The organism is Xaviernesmea oryzae, from assembly GCF_900109605.1.
Classification (GTDB): Bacteria; Pseudomonadota; Alphaproteobacteria; order Rhizobiales; family Rhizobiaceae; genus Xaviernesmea; species Xaviernesmea oryzae.
Genome location: NZ_FOAM01000004.1, coordinates 54,627 through 72,085, shown reverse-complemented (window position 1 = coordinate 72,085; position 17,459 = coordinate 54,627). Strand labels below are relative to the sequence as shown.

The 17,459-nt window shown below is 64.8% G+C and carries 12 protein-coding genes; 9 read left to right on the top strand and 3 right to left on the bottom strand.

Going from position 1 to position 17,459, the window contains the following annotated elements:
* The first annotated feature begins 28 nt into the window (after positions 1–28).
* Positions 29–433 (top strand): DUF1049 domain-containing protein, encoded by a 405-nt coding sequence (locus tag BMX61_RS05785; protein WP_075628671.1) that lies wholly within the window; start codon positions 29–31, stop codon positions 431–433.
* Positions 434–446: 13 nt separating this feature from the next.
* On the opposite strand, the gene BMX61_RS05780 is transcribed toward BMX61_RS05785, so the two are convergent.
* Complete coding sequence (locus BMX61_RS05780) at positions 447–914, bottom strand: SRPBCC family protein (RefSeq protein ID WP_075628575.1); 468 nt, start codon at positions 912–914, stop codon at positions 447–449.
* Positions 915–1,336: 422 nt separating this feature from the next.
* Here BMX61_RS05780 and BMX61_RS05775 point away from each other — a divergent pair, with 422 nt between their 5' ends.
* The 5 genes from BMX61_RS05775 to BMX61_RS05755 all read left to right on the top strand — a co-directional run bounded on the left by BMX61_RS05775 (position 1,337) and on the right by BMX61_RS05755 (position 6,750).
* The gene (locus tag BMX61_RS05775; protein WP_092742405.1) at positions 1,337–2,425 is read left to right on the top strand and encodes a class I SAM-dependent methyltransferase; all 1,089 of its coding nucleotides are present in this window, start codon (positions 1,337–1,339) and stop codon (positions 2,423–2,425) included.
* Positions 2,415–3,275, top strand: coding sequence for a TrmH family RNA methyltransferase (locus tag BMX61_RS05770; RefSeq protein WP_075628576.1), 861 nt, complete (start codon positions 2,415–2,417; stop codon positions 3,273–3,275). Before BMX61_RS05775 ends, BMX61_RS05770 begins: the two co-directional genes overlap by 11 nt.
* On the top strand, positions 3,275–3,781 hold the full coding sequence (lspA, locus tag BMX61_RS05765) for a signal peptidase II (RefSeq protein ID WP_075628577.1): 507 nt from the start codon (positions 3,275–3,277) through the stop codon (positions 3,779–3,781). Before BMX61_RS05770 ends, lspA begins: the two co-directional genes overlap by 1 nt.
* Before the next feature lie 192 nt (positions 3,782–3,973).
* On the top strand, positions 3,974–5,542 hold the full coding sequence (locus tag BMX61_RS05760) for an ATP-binding protein (protein WP_075628578.1): 1,569 nt from the start codon (positions 3,974–3,976) through the stop codon (positions 5,540–5,542).
* 299 nt (positions 5,543–5,841) lie between these two features.
* Complete coding sequence (locus BMX61_RS05755; RefSeq protein WP_083639521.1) at positions 5,842–6,750, top strand: l-ornithine N(alpha)-acyltransferase; 909 nt, start codon at positions 5,842–5,844, stop codon at positions 6,748–6,750.
* An 85-nt stretch (positions 6,751–6,835) separates the two neighbouring features.
* Here the strand turns inward: BMX61_RS05755 and BMX61_RS05750 are convergent, their stop codons facing one another.
* The gene (locus BMX61_RS05750; protein ID WP_075628579.1) at positions 6,836–9,121 is read right to left on the bottom strand and encodes an NADP-dependent malic enzyme; all 2,286 of its coding nucleotides are present in this window, start codon (positions 9,119–9,121) and stop codon (positions 6,836–6,838) included.
* Positions 9,122–9,245: 124 nt separating this feature from the next.
* Between BMX61_RS05750 and mutS the strand changes: the two genes are divergently transcribed.
* Positions 9,246–11,981 carry a DNA mismatch repair protein MutS gene (mutS, locus tag BMX61_RS05745; RefSeq protein ID WP_075628580.1) on the top strand — a complete coding sequence of 912 codons (2,736 nt, stop codon included), beginning with the start codon at positions 9,246–9,248 and terminating at the stop codon, positions 11,979–11,981.
* Between the two features lie 36 nt (positions 11,982–12,017).
* Here the strand turns inward: mutS and BMX61_RS05740 are convergent, their stop codons facing one another.
* A complete protein-coding gene (locus BMX61_RS05740) occupies positions 12,018–13,064 on the bottom strand; it encodes an alpha/beta hydrolase family protein (protein ID WP_083639522.1) in 1,047 nt (348 codons plus the stop codon).
* Positions 13,065–13,176: 112 nt separating this feature from the next.
* On the opposite strand from BMX61_RS05740, the gene BMX61_RS05735 reads away from it, so the two are divergent.
* Together BMX61_RS05735 and BMX61_RS05730 are read left to right on the top strand one after the other, a co-directional pair.
* Complete coding sequence (locus tag BMX61_RS05735; RefSeq protein WP_075628581.1) at positions 13,177–14,199, top strand: helix-turn-helix domain-containing protein; 1,023 nt, start codon at positions 13,177–13,179, stop codon at positions 14,197–14,199.
* A gap of 308 nt (positions 14,200–14,507) precedes the next feature.
* Complete coding sequence (locus BMX61_RS05730) at positions 14,508–17,399, top strand: [protein-PII] uridylyltransferase (protein ID WP_407703742.1); 2,892 nt, start codon at positions 14,508–14,510, stop codon at positions 17,397–17,399.
* Positions 17,400–17,459: the final 60 nt, after the last annotated feature.

Genomic DNA, 17,459 nt, shown 5'->3' with positions numbered 1-17,459 from the left:
CAACAATGACCATTTGGGAGATCGTACCGTGCTCAGACGCATCGTCAATATCGTGGTGTTCGTGCCGATCGCCATCCTGCTGGTCGTGCTGTCGGTCGCCAACCGGCACGAGGTGCGTCTTGCCCTCAACCCCTTCGACCCGTCCGACGCCACGCTGTCGATCAGCGGACCGCTCTTCGCCTTCCTGTTTCTGGCCGTGATCGTCGGCATCGTCATTGGTGGTGCCGTGACCTGGATGGAGCAGGGCAAGCATCGCCGCCAGGCCCGCGTGGAAGCGCGCGAGGCGATCAAATGGCACGGCATTGCGGAAAAGCGTGCGTCCGTCACCCAGCCGGCCGCCGACATTCCCGCAGGCCGGCCCGTCTCCCCGGCGGCGCAACAGATTTCACCCACGACGCCGCAGCAGGCGCTTCCCGCCTCCTCCGCGCGCTGATTTCAGCGCACCGTCAAGCGGCCTGCGCCTTTTGTCGCGCGGCGGCGGTAAAATCCGCGAAGAAGCGTCTGGCGATCCGGTCGGCGCTGGATTGCGCCAGGGATGCGCCGAGCTCGGCGAGCTTTCCGCCGAGCGCAGCCTGAATGCGATAGGTCAGGCGGGTCTCGGCCTCCGACCCATCGCTCAGTTCTTCGAGATCGACCACGGCGGACCCTTGCGCAAAGCCGGCCAGTCCGCCCTGTCCCTGCGCATCGATCCGGTAGCCCTCTGGTGGCCGCATCTCCGACAGGGTGATGGTGCCGCCGAATGTCATGGGAATGAAGGCCACCTTGACGCGCACCCGGGCATCCAGCGTGTTGTCGGAGGTCCATTCCAGTGTCTGGCAGCCGGGAATGCAGGCTTTCAGCACCTGCGGATCGTTGAGCGCCGCCCACACGGCGTCGCGCGGCAGGGGGATGCGCTGTTCGCCCGTCAGTTCCATGCCCGCTCCTGTCCTCTGTCTCGTGTCACCGGTGAAGATGAACAGAGGATATCGGGCGCGCGCCTGAGAAAGGCAATGCGGACCCCGCGTACTGCCTGCAAAAAGCCTGCCCGCTTTGCCATTTGAGCGTGTCGGTGCTATGTGGCCGACAAACCGAGCAAACCGGCAAATGATAGAGACGGCGTCCGCCGGAAGCCGACGCAAGACAGAGAGACGACGCGAGCGTGAAGGACAGGACAGGGCGCGACGGTCAGAAGCGCGAGGGACCGGGCAGGGACGGAAAGAGGCGTGATGGCAGCGCCGGCAAGGCGCATGGCGCTCCGCCGCGTTCCGGCAAACCCGCCATCGGCAAGCCAGGATCCGGCAAAGCCGTCGCGGGCAAGGGCGCATCCGCCAAGCCGCAAAGCGCGCGGCCGCGTCCCATGACCCGCTCCGCCTCCGGTCAAGGAGACCACGGTGGCGCCCAGCGCGCTCCGGCAGATTTCGCTGGCCCCTCTGCCTCTTCAGCCGAGCCGAAAGAGGCTGCGGGCGTGGCGATCCCCCGCCGGATTTGGACCGGAAACAAGCCGGCCGAGCGCGTGCCGGTGATCCTGGAAACGACGGCCGACGGCAGCAGCGCGCAGGCCGGCTATCATCTGATCGACAGCGGCGATGGGGTGAAGCTCGAACAATATGGCCCCTATCGCATCGTCCGCCCGGAAGCTCAGGCGCTCTGGCCGAAGGCCCTGGATGATGCCATCTGGGAGCGAGCCGACGCGATCTTCACCGGCGATACGGACGAGGACGGCATGGGCCGCTGGCGCTTCCCAGGCGTTCCGCTCGGGGAAACCTGGCCGATGCGGCTGCTCGACACCGAGTTTCTCGGCCGCTTTACCGCTTTTCGCCATGTCGGCGTCTTTCCCGAGCAACTGGCCCACTGGCGCTGGGTGAAGGCGCAGATCGAGGCGGCCAGGGCCAAGGGGCGTGCCCGTCCGGTGCGTGTGCTCAATCTCTTCGGCTATACCGGCGTCGCATCGTTGATCGCGGCCAATGCCGGCGCCGAGGTCACCCATGTCGACGCGTCCAAGAAGGCGATCGGCTGGGCGCGGGAAAACCAGGCGCTCGGCCGCGGCGACGATCTGCCGATCCGCTGGATCTGCGACGATGCGATGAAGTTCATCCAGCGCGAGGAGCGGCGCGGCAGCGCTTACGACATCATCCTGACCGATCCGCCGAAATTCGGCCGGGGGCCGAATGGCGAGGTGTGGCATCTCTTCGATCATCTTCCCGCCATGCTTGATCTCTGCCGGGCCATTCTTTCGCCTGAGGCTATCGGTCTGGTGCTGACGGCCTATTCGATCCGCGCGAGCTTCTATTCGATCCACGAGTTGATGCGCGAGACCATGCGCGGCGCCGGCGGCCGGGTCGAATCGGGCGAACTCATCCTGCGCGAAGCGGGGCTTTCTGGCGATGTGCCGGGCCGCGCGCTGTCCACCTCTCTTTTCAGCCGATGGATTGCCCATGACGAATGAACGCCCCGGGGAGGGGCCGGGCCGGGTCGGCCAGGTGAAGGAAATCACCAGCCTCTCCAATCCGATCATCAAGGACATCAAGGCGCTTTCGCTGAAGAAGGCGCGCGACGAAACCAGGACCTTCATGGCCGAGGGCCTGAAGCTGGTGATCGATGCGCTGGCGCTGGGCTGGACCATCCGCACGCTCGTCTATTCCAAGGAAGCCAAGGGCAAGCCGCAGGTGGATGACATCGCCGCCCGCACCGTTGCAAGAGGCGGCCTGGTGCTGGAAGTCAGCGCCAAGGTGATCGGCGCGATCACCCGGCGCGACAATCCGCAAATGGTCGTCGGCATCTTCGAGCAGCGGCTCACCAAGCTCGACAGCCTGCGCCCGAAGCAAGGCGAGACCCATGTCGCGCTCGACCGGGTGCGCGATCCCGGCAATCTCGGCACGATCATCCGCACCGCCGATGCAGCCGGCGCCTCGGGCGTCATCCTGATCGGCGAGACCACCGATCCCTTCTCGCTCGAAACCGTGCGGGCAACCATGGGCTCGGTCTTCGCCGTGCCGGTGATCCGCGCGAGCCAGGCGGATTTCCTGGCCTGGCGGCGCAAGGCAGATGTGTCTATTGTCGCGACCCATCTCTCTGGCGCGGTCGATTACCGCACGATCGATTACAGCAAAAAGCCAGTCGTGCTCCTGATGGGCAACGAGCAGCAGGGTCTTCCCGACGAGCTCGCCCAGGCGGCCGATGCGCTGGCCCGCATTCCCCAGGCCGGGCGCGCCGACAGCCTCAATCTGGCGATCGCCACCGGCGTCATGCTGTTCGAGGCGCGCCGTCACCTTCTTTCGCTCGAGGCTCGCGGCTGATGGCGGACGGCAAGCCCACGCTGTTCTCACGCCCTGCGCCGATCGCGCTGTTCATCCTTCTGGCGCTGGCGCTGGACCAGGCGGTGAAATGGGCGGTCGATCGCTATCTTCCCTTCGAGGAGGCGGTGCATGTGATTCCCATGCTCGCGCTCTTCCGGACCCATAATTACGGCGTGGCCTTTTCCATGCTGTCGAATATGGAAGGCTGGTTCATCGTCGGCATGCGGCTTTTCGTCGTCGCCTTCGTGCTCTGGCTCTGGCGGCGCACGCCGAAGGACCGCTTCTTCGCCCATCTCGGCTATGCGATGATCATCGCCGGGGCGATCGGCAATCTGATCGACCGATTCCTGCATGGCTATGTGATTGACTATGTGCTCTTCTATACGCAGACATGGTCCTTCGCCGTCTTCAATCTGGCCGACAGCTTCATCACGATCGGCGCCTGCGCCATCGTTCTGGACGAGCTGCTTCATGCCCGTCGCGCCAAGGCGATGAAGGCCGAATGACCCGTCTGCCACGTGCGGGAGGGGCCCGCACAGGGCGAAACCATGCTTTCCGGCCGGTGCAGCGATCTGATGTCTTCGCCTTTCGACGCTCTTGTCAGACGCCTTTTCCGATCCGTGCAAGCTGCGCGGAGCGCGTGGAATGGCGTGAGCGAGACAGCATCGCCCCCGCCTGAAGGTGCAGAGGACGCGCCGATGAGCGCGCGGCTGGTCGCCACCGTCGCGCATGAACTGCGCACGCCGCTTGCCGGCATTCTCGGCATGGGCCATCTGCTGTCTGAAACGCCGCTCAATGCCGAGCAGCGCAATTACCTGACGCAGATGCGCGACAGCGCCGGGGCGCTTGGGCGCCTTGTGGACGATCTGCTCGACATGTCCGCACTGGCCGCCGGACGCTTCGAATTGTCGGAAAGCCCGGTCGAGATCCGGGTGCTGATCGAGCAGGTGGTCGAGATGCTGGCGCACCGCGCCCATGCAAAAGGCATCGAGATCGCCTCAACGGTGGATGCGGCGGTTCCCGATCATCTGCTGCTGGACAGTGCCCGCCTGCGCCAGGTTCTCTTCAATATTGCCGGCAATGCAGTGAAGTTCACCCGCGAGGGCGGCGTGCTCGTGTCGGCTTCCTGGGATGCGGGCACGCTGGTGATTGCGGTGCGCGACAGCGGGCTTGGCATTGACGAGGCGGACAGGGAGCATCTTTTCACGGCTTTCGAGCGCGGTGCTGCGGGCCGCCAGACCAGCGAGAGCACGGGCCTTGGCCTCTCCATCGCCCGGCGCATCGTCGAGGCTTTCGGCGGCACGTTGACCTTCGAGAGCCAGCTTGGCACCGGCAGTACCTTCTTCATCCGACTTCCTGGCCATGCCGACAGTGCGGAATCCAGAACCGGAAGCGGCCCGCTTTCGGCTTCGCATGTTCTGGTGATCGCGCCCGATGGGCCAGCGCGTGAAGGGCTGGCGGCAACGATCGCCACGCTCGGCGGACGCTGCCGGCTTGCCGCCACCGCGCAGGAAGCGCGGGCGGCCCTTGCCTGGTTTGCTGCCGAGGGACCGGCACTGACCGACGTCATCGTCGATCATCGTCTCTCCGGCACCTTCCGCGCGCTGCTTGCCGAAAGCCCGGATCTGGCGCTGGCCGACCTGCGTCGCACCTATCTCGTCAATCCGGAGGAGCGCAGCGTCCGGCCGATCAACCGGCGCGACGGCTATCGCAGCTGGCTCGTGCGCCCCTTGCGCGAGCGGTCGCTGATCGAGGTCATGACCGGCCGGATGCAGGGAATCGAGGTCAGGGACGCGATCAACGACAATCGCGCCGTCTTCCGTGCAGCGCCGTCTCCACCGCTGGCCGCCGCCAATGCCTCTGCCGCTCCGCCCGGCATTCTCGTGGCGGAGGATGATGCGGTCCAGGCCATGCTCCTGTCGACCCTGCTGCGCAAGACCGGACATGCGGTCCATGTCGTTTCCGATGCGCCGGAGCTTCTGGCCGCGCTTGCGCCCGGCGCGGTTCTGCCCATCCGGCCGGTTCTGGTTCTCACCGATCTGCATATGCCGGGTGGCAGCGGCGTCGCGCTGGTGCGCCGCATCCGCGCCGAGATGATGGCCGCGCGAAGATCCCCTCTTCCGCTGGTGGTGCAGACCGCCGATGACAGCGCCAAGCTTCGTGCCGCCTTGGGCGGAGAGGGCGTTGCAGCCGTGCTTATCAAGCCGGCCGATGGCGAGCAACTGGCCGCACTCGTCCAGCATCTTCTCGACGCCGAGGCGCGATGAGAGCGGTTGCCCCAGTGCGCCGGCCGAAAAATGCTGTTCCGGCTCAAGGTTCGCCTTCTCTCGAACATTGGGCAAAAGTGTTTGTCTGCGAAGAACATAAGAGGCGATCGGCAGGTTGAATGGAGGCCCGGCGGCATGGCCGCTTGACCGGCGCGGGCGCGCCTCGTCATGCATTTGTCGCTAAATCGTGATTTAAGCCGGCAAACACAGCGGGGGCTGTTTGCGTCGCGATGGGGGCCGGCGGAGCGATCTTTCCGACGGGAACCGGCATTGGATTGGCAGGATTAGGGGATAAAAGCATGACCGAAGCACTGATGCTGGCAAGACCCGGGACGGCTGAGGCTCTGGCGCCTGCCGAGGTGATCGCGGCGCTCGCGCCGAACCCGGATTTCTCGAGCGCCGGCCTGTTCGGCCGCATCGGAACGCTGGAAACGCGCCTTGCCCGCAGCACCGCCGAAATCGACGCGGCGCAGGCCGTGCGCTATCGGGTCTTCGTCGAGGAAATGCATGCCGGCGTGGCGAGCGACCATGCCGCTCGCGGGCGTGACGTGGATGCCTGGGACGAAGTCTGCGACCATCTCCTGGTGCTCGACCGGGCGATCAAGGGTGACACGACCGACCAGATCGTCGGCACCTATCGCCTGTTGCGCCAGGACGTGGCCGAGCGGGGCGCCGGCTTCTACAGTCAGGGCGAATTCGACGTCAACAGCCTGATTGCCCGCCATCCGAACAAGCGCTTCATGGAGCTTGGCCGCTCTTGCGTCCTGCCGCATTACCGCACCAAGCGCACGCTGGAGCTGCTCTGGCAAGGCAATTGGGCCTATGCCGTCAAGCACCGGATCGACGTCATGTTCGGTTGCGCATCGTTCCACGGCACCGATCCCCGGGAGCACGCCCTGGCGCTTTCCTTCCTGCATCATCACCTGACTGCGCAGGGTGAATGGGAAGCCCATGCCCTGCCGGATCAGGCCGTTTCGATGGATCTCGTCGCGCTTGAGGATATCGACGGTCGCAAGGCGCTCTCGGCCATGCCGCCGCTGATCAAGGGTTATATCCGCCTCGGCGCCAAGGTTGGCCATGAGGCGGTGGTCGATCATGCTTTCGGCACGACCGACGTACTGATCGTCCTGCCGATCGAAAGCATTTCCGGCCGCTACCTTTCCTATTACGGGGGTGATGCAAGCCGGTTCGGTGCGCAGGAGTCTTGAGGCTCCGAGTATGATTGCCGGGTAATCATCCAGGTCTTTTGGTGATGTGACAGGGGCGGATGCTGGGCATCCGCCCCTTTTGCTATCAGCTCGTCGCCTTGTAGGCGGCAAGCGCTGCCATGTTGACGATGTCGGATTCGCGTGCGGCCATGCTGACGATCTGCACCGGCTTGTCGAAGCCGACCAGCAGCGGGCCGATGACCGTCGAGCCGCCGAGCTGTTCGAGCATCTTGGTCGAGATCGAGGCCGAGTGAATGGCCGGCATGACCAGCACATTGGCCGGGCCCGACAGGCGGCAGAAGGGATATTGCGCCATCACATCCGGATTGAGCGCGACATCGGCGCCCATTTCGCCGTCATATTCGAAGTCGATCCGCTTGCCGTCGAGGATCCGCACCGCCTCGCGCACCCGCTGCGACCGCTCGCCCGAGGGATGGCCGAAGGTGGAATAAGCCAGGAACGCCACGCGCGGGACATAGCCGAGCTTGCGGGCAAGGCCGGCCGCCTCGATGGCGATCTCGGAAAGCTCCTCGGCCGATGGCATGTCATGCACGGCGGTATCGGCCACCAATACCGTTCGGCCCCGGCAAAGCGCCAGCGATACGCCGATGACGCGGTGACCCGGCTTCTTGTCGAGACAGCGGCTGACATCGTCGAGCGCGGTCGCGTAGTTGCGGGTGATCCCCGTGACCATGCCATCGGCATCGCCGAGCGCTACCATGCAGGCGGCGAAGTGATTGCGGTCGTGGTTGATCAGCCGCTGGGCATCGCGGAAGAGGAAGCCCTGGCGTTGCAGCCGCGCATAGAGATAGTCGGTATAGGCGGCCGTGCGCGTGGAGATGCGCGCGTTCACCAGCTGGATGTTTGGCCGGTCGAGGTCGATGCCCTCGCGCTCGGCCGTTTCGCGCATGCGATCCTCGCGGCCGAGCAGCAGCGCCGTGCCGAACCCCTGATTGGCATAGGAGATCGCCGCGCGCATGACCTGCGCTTCCTCGCCCTCGGCAAAAACGATGCGCTGCGGGCTGCGGCGCACCCGCTCATGGATGGTGGCGAGCGTGGCGGCGATCGGATCGCGCCGGGCGGAGAGCTGGCGGGCATAGCGGTCGAGATCGGCGATCGGTCTCTGGGCCACGCCGCTGTCCATCGCCGCCTTGGCGACCGCCACGGGAATGGACGAGATCAGCCGGGGATCGAAGGGCACGGGGATGATGTAATTGGCGCCGAAGCGCGGCCGATTGCCTTGATAGGCGGCGGCGACGTCATCGGGCACGTCGGCGCGGGCGAGATCGGCCAGCGCCTGGGCTGCGGCGATCTTCATGGCCTCGTTGATGGTCGTCGCGCGCACATCGAGAGCACCGCGGAACATATAGGGGAAACAGAGGACGTTGTTGACCTGGTTCGGATAGTCGGAGCGCCCGGTTGCCACGATCGCGTCGTCGCGGATGGCGGAGACCTCTTCCGGCGTGATTTCCGGATCGGGATTGGCCATGGCGAAGATGATCGGGCGCGGCGCCATCGAGCGGATCATATCGGTCGAGAAGGCGCCCTTGGCCGAAAGGCCGAGCACCACATCTGCGCCGTCCATCGCTTCGGCCAGCGTGCGCCGGTCGGTCGGCACGGCATGGGCCGATTTCCACTGGTTCATGCCCTCGGTGCGGCCCTGATAGATCACGCCCTTGGTGTCGCAGAGAATGACGTTTTCGGACGCGAAGCCCATGGCCTTGATCAGTTCGATGCAGGCAATCGCCGCAGCGCCCGCGCCATTGCAGACGAGGCGGGTGGTCTTGAGATCCCGTCCCGTCAGCGACAGCGCATTGATCAGGCCGGCGGTGGCGATGATGGCGGTGCCGTGCTGGTCGTCATGGAACACCGGAATGTCCATGATCTCGCGCAGCTTCTGCTCGATGATGAAACAGTCCGGCGCCTTGATGTCTTCCAGGTTGATGCCGCCGAAGGAGGGGCCGAGGAAGCGCACGCAATTGATGAACTCGTCGACATTTTCGGTATCCACTTCGAGATCGATGGAATCGACATCGGCGAAGCGCTTGAACAGCACCGACTTGCCTTCCATCACCGGCTTGGAGGCGAGAGCGCCGAGATTGCCGAGGCCGAGGATCGCCGTGCCGTTGGAGATGACGGCGACCATATTGCCGCGCGCCGTATAGTCATAGGCCGTGGCCGGATCTGCGGCGATCGCCTTGACCGGAACGGCAACGCCGGGCGAATAAGCGAGCGACAGATCGCGCTGGGTCGCCATCGGCTTGGTCGGGGTAATCTCCAGCTTGCCCGGCCGACCGCGCGAATGAAAATCCAGCGCTTCCTGATCCGTCACGCCTGCGGGCTTGCGCCCGGCCTTTTCGTTGTTCTCCATGGGGCTCTCCTTCGGCTTCTTCTGTGGGCGGCTCTCGGCTAGCCGTTCTTTATTGTTGTCTTCTATAAACAGCGGTGGGTAGTGTGGCACCAGTTTTTTGTTTTGGAACAGCTTTTCCTTGAATATGTCGCTCAATCATCAGTCCGACGTCATCTCCGATGCCCGACTTGTCTCACAGGACAGTCGTGCTTCGGCCACGCCGATGATGGAGCAATATATCGAGATCAAGGCCGCCAATCCTGGCTCGCTTCTGTTCTATCGCATGGGCGATTTCTACGAGCTGTTCTTTCAGGATGCGCTGGAAGCCTCGCGAGCGCTCGGCATCACGCTCACGCGCCGGGGCCAGCATTTGGGGCAGGACATCCCCATGTGCGGTGTGCCGATCCATGCCGCCGACGACTATCTGCAGAAGCTGATCGGGCTCGGCTACCGTGTCTCCGTCTGCGAACAGATCGAGGATCCGGCCGAGGCGAAGAAGCGCGGCGCCAAATCGGTCGTCCGGCGCGATGTGGTGCGGCTCGTCACCCCCGGCACCATCACCGAAGATAAGCTGCTTTCGCCGTCGGATGCCAACTATCTGATGGCGCTCGCCCGTATTCGCGCCGGGGACGAGCCATCCCTGGCGCTTGCCTGGATCGATATTTCCACCGGCGTCTTCCGCGTGGCGGAGACGACGGAGACCAGGCTGCTCGCCGATATTCTTCGCATCGACCCCCGGGAGCTCATTCTCGCCGACAGCCTGTTCGAAGACCCGGCCTTGCGTCCATCGATCGATCCCCTCGGTCGGGTGGCTGTGCCACAGCCAGCCGTGCTGTTCGACAGCGCTGCGGCGGCAGACCGGCTGGCGCGCTATTTCGGCGTCGCCACCATGGATGGCTTCGGCACCTATTCGCGCGCAGAGCTGGCGGCAGCCGCCGCCGCTGTTGCCTATGTCGAGAAAACCCAGCTGGCCGAACGTCCAGCGCTCTCCGTGCCGGAACGCGAAGAGGGCGCAGCCACCCTGTTCATCGATCCGGCCACGCGCGCCAATCTCGAAATCGTGCGCACGCTGTCGGGCGAGCGCGCGGGCTCGTTGCTGAAAGCCATCGACAGGACGGTCACCGGCGGCGGCGCGCGGCTTTTGGCCGAGCGGCTGATGTCGCCCTTGACCGATCCGGAGGCGATCCGCGCCCGGTTCGATTCCGTCTCCATTCTTCTCGATGCACCACGCTTGATCACCGACCTGCGCGCCGCCCTGCGCCAGGTGCCGGATATGCCGCGTGCTTTGTCGCGCCTGGCGCTCGGCCGGGGCGGCCCGCGCGATCTCGGCGCCATTCTGGCCGGTATGTCGGCTGCTTATGCCGTCGGCGAGACGCTTGCCGGCGTCGAGCTGCCGCAGGAACTGGACGCCGCGCGCGCGGCGCTGGGCAAGCTGCCGCTCGATCTCGGCCAGCGCCTGTCCGCCATGCTGGCCGACGACCTTCCGCTTTTGAAGCGCGATGGCAACTTCCTGCGCGATGGGGCCGATGCGGAGCTGGACGAGATGCGGGCGCTGCGCGATCAGTCGCGCCGGGTAATCGCCGGGTTACAGCTCGATTATTGCGAGGAAACCGGCGTCAAATCATTGAAGATCAAGCATAACAATATGCTTGGCTATTTCATCGAGGTGGCCGCGCCCCAGGCCGGGCCGCTCACCGAGGGACCCGAGGCCAAGGCGCGCTTCATCCACCGCCAGACCATGGCGAACGCCATGCGCTTCACCACCACGGCGCTGTCGGAGCTCGAAACCAAGATCGCCAATGCCGCCGACCGGGCGCTTTCCATCGAGCTTACCGCCTTCGACGTGCTCTCGTCAGCCGTGATTGCGCAAAGCGAGGCGATCAAGGCCGCTGCCGCCGCGCTTGCCGTGATCGACGTGTCCACGGCGCTTGCCGTTCTGGCCGAAGAGCAGGCCTATTGCCGGCCTGCCGTCGACCGCTCCCTGCAGTTCCGCATCGTCGGCGGCCGCCATCCTGTGGTCGAGCAGGCTTTGAAGAAGAACAGCGGCCCGGCCTTCGTCGCCAATGATTGCGATCTCTCCGGCACGCCGAAGAGCCGCGACGGCGAGAGCCCAGGTGCGATCTGGCTTCTGACCGGCCCGAACATGGGCGGCAAGTCGACTTTCCTGCGCCAGAACGCGCTGATCGCCATTCTCGCACAGATGGGCTCCTTCGTACCGGCGACCGAGGCGCATATCGGCGTGGTCGACCGGCTGTTTTCCCGCGTCGGCGCATCGGACGATCTCGCGCGTGGCCGCTCGACTTTCATGGTAGAGATGGTGGAAACTGCCGCGATCCTCAACCAGGCGACCGAGCGCTCGCTGGTCATCCTCGATGAAATCGGCCGAGGAACGGCGACCTTCGACGGGTTGTCAATCGCCTGGGCGTCGGTCGAGCATCTGCACGAGGTCAATAGATGTCGCGGCCTTTTCGCCACGCATTTCCACGAGCTGACCGTGCTTTCGGAGAAGCTTGGCCGCCTGTCGAATGTCACCATGCGGGTGAAGGAGTGGGATGGCGAGGTCATCTTCCTGCATGAGGTCGGCCCTGGCGCCGCCGATCGCTCCTATGGCATCCAGGTCGCCAAGCTCGCCGGCCTGCCGCCTTCGGTGGTCGCGCGCGCCCGCGACGTTTTGGAAAAGCTGGAGGATGCCGACCGCAAAAATCCGGCAAGCCAGCTGATCGACGACCTGCCGCTCTTTCAGGTGGCTTTGCGTCGCGAGGAGGCGCGCAAGAGCGAGCCCTCCAAGGTCGAAGCTGCGTTGAAGGCGCTAAACCCCGATGACCTGACCCCGCGTGAGGCGCTCGACGCGCTGTATGCGTTGAAGCGTCAGCTGGGCTAAGGCACGGGCGGGCAAGACCCGTGCCTCAGGGCTCGCCTATCGCTCCAGCAAGGTCTTGCGCAGGAAGGCCGTGACCGTGAAGAGGATCTGCCGGTGCAACTCGCTACGCGGGACATCGCCGCCATCGCTGCAGACGGGATCGTCCTCGCCGTAACGCTTCAGCACCTCGGCCCCATCGGGATTGCAGACGCCGAGAAAGGTGAAGTGGATGGCCTTGGGGATGGCGGCAAAGCCGGCGCCCGGTACGTTGCGCGCCAGCGTCTCGGCCCGAACACCGGGCTCCACCGCCTCGCCTGTGCCCAGATTGAGGAAGAAGGTCGGGATGCCGAGCGTCTTCAGGCTCTCCGGCTGGAAGGCCTTGGCGAAGCCGGGATCGACGGCGACCAGAGCATGGATGCGGCCATCGCGATAGCTGCCGTTAAAGGCTGTTTCATCGACCTTGGCAAGATCGACGCCGCCGCGCATGAACCAATTGCAACCGCCGTCCTTGCCTTCGGCGCTCGCGCAATAGGCCGCGAAGTCGGAGAGCGAGGCGCGTGCGCCGGCTGACAGCATGGCGGTCGTGCCACCCAGCGAGAAGCCGATGACGCCGATCCTGTCGGGGTCGATCAGCGTGTTCCAACTCGTGTCCTCTGCCAGCCGATCGATGAGGGCCGAGATGTCCTTTGCGCGCTCCCAGACCTCGATGCTCTCCACCGGGATCGAATCTCCCGAGGTCGAATGCAGATGATTGGGCGCGGCGACGATGAAGCCGTTGCGGGCCAGCGCGGTCGACAGCCAGCCGAGCGAAGCGGCATTGCCCCCCGAGCCATGGGAGAGAATGACGAGCGGAAATTTCTCAGCCACCGGTGTGGCCTCCCGCCGGGCGGGAACGCCGGTCCAGAGTTCGTCGGCACCCAGCGTATAGGCCGTGCCGTCTTTCAAGGCGGGATAGGTGATCAGCACGTTTTCCGGCTGATCGCGATGGGCGGGTACCACCGTGATCCAGCGCGTGCCGGCCTCATAGGCCTGGGCCGGCGAGGCGATCAGCGGTGTAAGCAGGATGGAGAAGACCTGGATCAGGCCGGCGAGAAGACTGGGCATGGCATTTCCTGTCGGGTTCGTTTTGGAATGCCCGATGCTTGGCGCTTGGGCCCCTTCCTTTCGACCGGGATCCTGTTTAAGGCGGTGGCGGAACGTAATCGAGGTCGTCCGCTTGCCTGCCATACCCCTGCCATTCCTTGCCGGGCTGATCATCGCGCTGACGCTGCACGCCAATCTCAAGGGCGTGTCGGCGCCGGGGCCACGTGGCTTCTTCACCGCCTTCCTTCTGTTCTATGCGATGCAGGGTGTGATCATCGGTTTGCGCTTCGGCTATGGGCTGGAGGTGCTGGCGCCGGTCCAGCCGGTGACGGCGGCCGCGATGCCGCCTCTGGCCACGCTTGCCTTTCTGATGCTCGCCGATCGTCCGCCCGCCCGGCTCTGGGTTCACGCGCTGCCACCCCTCCTCGTGGCGCTGGCCGTTCTCCTCTTCCAGCCGGCGGTCGATCTCCTGCTTTTTGTCATCTTTGCCGGCTATGGCGTCGCGCTCTGGCGGATCGCATGTGGTGGGGAGGCGGCGGCGGCCGAGGCGGAAATCTCCCGGATGCGGCCGATTCTGCGTACCGCCAGGCTGACGTCCGTGCTGATGCTCTATTTCGCGGTGACGGACACGGCCCTGTCGATCTGGACGCTTTTTCAAGGGCGGGCGGATGTGCCGGTGGCGGTGGGGCTGATGAATATCGGCGCCATTGTGTTGGCGCTTCTATCCTATCTGGCGCCGGTGCGCGCCGTGCCGCCTGAAGCGGTGGACGATCGTCCTTCCAAGATCGTTCCCGACCAGGTGGCGCATGAGGAGGACCGGGAGCATCTCGCCCGGATCGAGGCGGCGCTGGACCAGATCTTCACCGATGAAAACCTGACGCTCGCCAAGCTCGCGCGCAAGGCCGGCCTGCCGGCCCGCACCGTTTCGGCCGTGATCAACCGGGCAACGGGCTTCAATCTCTCGCAATTCGTCAACAATCGCCGTGTCGCGGAAGTCTGCCGGCTGATTGAGGCCGACGACCGGCCGCTGACGGCCCTGATGCTGGAGGCCGGCTTCTCCACCAAGTCCAATTTCAACCGCGAATTTCGCCGCGTCACCGGGCTGTCGCCGTCTGCTTTTCGCGCCGAGGTGAAGAAGGCGGTTGAGGCGCGCTGAGACGGGCAAGGCCCGCATGGCTCTTCTATCCCGCCAGTCTGTCTCTCCGCCAACCACACCCAAGGCTTGACCTCGCCATTGCGAGACGACATATCGCGGCAGATGAGCGATGGCTCCGCCTTCCGCAGCCGGGCGCGCCGCCGCTGTCATGATTTGGTCACCAGCTTTGCCAATGACGCTTTGTCTCTCGTGCACTGCAATCTGTTGGCAAGGCACGCCGCGGTATAAGGCGCAGAATGAATTGATGCGGGCGTGACCCGGCGGCCGCAGGCGGAAGGCGCCACGGACGGGCGAAAGGTTCAAATCCCATGCCGAAGGCGCGACAGGCCGTAGCGCTCGACCGGATCGAGCAGATGATGACGGACAATCAGCATATCGCGTATCAGGACATTCTCGATCTTGCGGGCCTGAGGGCCAAGGTCGATTTCATCGCCTCGGTCCATGCCGATCAGCCGGACCAGCGCCGCCAAGCGCTTCTGGCTGCATTGAAGGAGGCCAATCTCCAGGGACGTGAGGCAGCGCGGCAGTTGCTGCTCGACGATGGCAGCGGGCTTGCCTGCGCCGCGCGCATTTCCTGGCTGCAGGATCAGCTGATCACCGTCCTGCATGATTTCGCGCTCGCCCATGTCTTCAACGGTCTGAGCACCCCGGCTGCCCAGCGCATCGCGGTGACTGCCGTCGGCGGCTATGGCCGCGGCACGCTGGCGCCGGGATCGGATATCGACCTGCTCTTCGTGCTGCCATCGCCGAAGGCTGCCTGGAGCGAGCCGGCGATCGAATTCATTCTCTATGCGCTCTGGGATCTCGGCTTCAAGGTCGGCCATGCCACGCGAACCGTCGAGCAGTGCATCGCGCTCTCGCGCGAGGACATGACCATCCGCACCGCGATCCTCGAAGCACGCTATATCTGCGGCAACCGGCCGCTCGCCACCGATCTCGAAACACGCTTCGACCGCGATGTCATCCGCAACACCGGCCCGGAATTCATTGCCGCCAAGCTTGCCGAACGCGACCAGCGCCATCAGAAGGCCGGCGATACCCGCTATCTCGTGGAGCCGAACGTCAAGGAAGGCAAGGGCGGCCTGCGCGACCTGCACACGCTGTTCTGGATCGCCAAATATTATTACCGCGTGCGCGATGCCGCCGATCTGATCAAGCTCGGCGTGCTTTCCCGCCAGGAATACAGCCTGTTCGAGAAATCCGACGATTTTCTCTGGGCGGTGCGCTGCCACATGCATTTCCTCACCGGCAAGGCCGAGGAGCGGCTGTCCTTCGACATCCAGCCGCAGATCGCGGAAAGCTTCGGTTACCAGGCCCATCCGGGGCTCACGGCAGTCGAGCGCTTCATGAAGCACTATTTCCACGTCGCCAAGAATGTCGGCGATCTCACCCGTATCTTCTGCGCCGCGCTGGAGGATCAGCAGGCCAAGGAATTGCCGGGCCTGACTGCCACACTCGCCCGCTTTCGCCGCCGCACTCGCAAGATCCCGGGCTCGCTGGAGTTCGTTGATGACGGCGGCCGCATCGCGCTGGCCAGTCCGGACGTCTTCCGCCGCGATCCCGTCAACCTCATCCGCTTCTTTCACATTGCCGATGTCAACGGGCTGGAGTTCCACCCCGCAGCGCTGAAGCAGATCACCCGCTCGCTCGGGTTCATCACCCCATCCTTGCGCGACAATGAGGAGGCCAACCGCCTGTTCATTTCGATGCTGACCTCCAAGCGCGAACCTGGCCTGATCCTCAGGCGCATGAACGAGGCCGGCGTGCTGGGCCGCTTCATCCCGGATTTCGGCCGCATCGTCTCGATGATGCAGTTCAACATGTATCACCACTACACCGTGGACGAGCATCTCCTGCGATCGGTGGATATCCTGTCGCGCATCGACAAGGGATTGGACAAGGACATCCATCCGCTTGCCGTGGAGCTGATGCCGCATGTGGAGGACCGCACCGCGCTCTACGTCGCCGTGCTGATCCACGATATTGCCAAGGGCCGGCCGGAGGATCATTCTTCCGCCGGTGCCCGTGTCGCCCGTCGCCTCTGCCCGCGCTTCGGCCTCAGCCCGAAGCAGACGGAGCTCGTCGCCTGGCTGATCGAAGAGCATTTGACCATGTCGATGGTGGCGCAGACGCGCGACCTCAACGACCGCAAGACCATCGTCGATTTCGCCGAGCGGGTGCAGTCGCTCGAGCGGCTGAAAATGCTCCTGGTTCTGACGATCTGCGATATCAGGGCCGTCGGCCCCGGCGTGTGGAACGGATGGAAGGGCCAGCTGCTGCGCACGCTCTATTACGAGACCGAGCTTCTTCTGTCGGGCGGCTTCTCCGAAAGCCCGCGCAAGGAGCGTGCGGCCCATGCCGCCCGCCGTCTTGAGGATGCCCTGACCGATTGGGCGCCCTCGGAACGGGCCGCCTATGTCGCCATGCATTACCAGCCCTATCTCCTGTCCGTCGCGCTGGAAGATCAGCTGCGCCATGCCCGCTTCATCCGCGAGGCCGATTGCGACGGGCGAGCGCTGGCCACCATGGTGCGCACCCATGAATTCCATGCGATCACCGAGATCACCGTGCTGGCACCGGATCATCCGCGCCTTCTCGCCATCATCGCCGGCGCCTGTGCCGCCGCCGGCGCCAACATCGTCGATGCGCAGATCTTCACCACGGCCGACGGCCGGGCGCTCGATACGATCCTCGTCACCCGCGAATTTCAGGTGGATGCGGACGAGCTGCGCCGGGCGGCCAGCATCGGCAAGCTGATCGAGGAGGTTCTGGCCGGGCGCAAGCGTCTGCCGGAGGTCATCGCCAGCCGCACCAAGGGACGCAGGCGCAACAAGACCTTCACGCTTGCCCCTTCGGTCACCCTGTCCAATACGTTGTCCAACAAATTCACCGTCGTGGAAGTGGAATGCCTCGACCGGACCGGCCTGTTGTCTGAAGTAACGGCCGCGCTGGCCGATCTCTCGCTCGATATCGCTTCGGCCCATATCACCACCTTCGGCGAGAAGGTGATCGATACGTTTTATGTGACCGATCTCGTGGGTCAGAAGGTAACCAACGAAAACCGGCAGGCCCATGTCGCCCAGCATCTGCGCACGATTCTGTCCGGTGAGCCCGACGAGACACGCGGCCGCCTGCCCTCCGGCATCACGCCGCCGCAGCCGGCTACGCGCAGCGTTGCGCGTCAAACCAAGTCGCGTTGATGGGCCGCCATCGGTTTTCCGCTAGCGAGATTTGGCGGAAGGCGAGGGTCGGCGTGGCGG

Excerpts from the sequence above, each read along its gene's own strand:
- BMX61_RS05760 (WP_075628578.1), top strand. The coding sequence starts at position 3,974 with ATGAGCGCGCGGCTGGTCGCCACCGTCGCGCATGAACTGCGCACGCCG.
- BMX61_RS05730 (WP_407703742.1), top strand. The coding sequence starts at position 14,508 with ATGCCGAAGGCGCGACAGGCCGTAGCGCTCGACCGGATCGAGCAGATG.
- BMX61_RS05775 (WP_092742405.1), top strand. The coding sequence starts at position 1,337 with ATGACCCGCTCCGCCTCCGGTCAAGGAGACCACGGTGGCGCCCAGCGC.
- BMX61_RS05740 (WP_083639522.1), bottom strand. The coding sequence starts at position 13,064 with ATGCCCAGTCTTCTCGCCGGCCTGATCCAGGTCTTCTCCATCCTGCTT.
- lspA (WP_075628577.1), top strand. The coding sequence starts at position 3,275 with ATGGCGGACGGCAAGCCCACGCTGTTCTCACGCCCTGCGCCGATCGCG.
- BMX61_RS05755 (WP_083639521.1), top strand. The coding sequence starts at position 5,842 with ATGACCGAAGCACTGATGCTGGCAAGACCCGGGACGGCTGAGGCTCTG.
- BMX61_RS05770 (WP_075628576.1), top strand. The coding sequence starts at position 2,415 with ATGACGAATGAACGCCCCGGGGAGGGGCCGGGCCGGGTCGGCCAGGTG.
- BMX61_RS05750 (WP_075628579.1), bottom strand. The coding sequence starts at position 9,121 with ATGGAGAACAACGAAAAGGCCGGGCGCAAGCCCGCAGGCGTGACGGAT.
- mutS (WP_075628580.1), top strand. The coding sequence starts at position 9,246 with ATGTCGCTCAATCATCAGTCCGACGTCATCTCCGATGCCCGACTTGTC.
- BMX61_RS05780 (WP_075628575.1), bottom strand. The coding sequence starts at position 914 with ATGGAACTGACGGGCGAACAGCGCATCCCCCTGCCGCGCGACGCCGTG.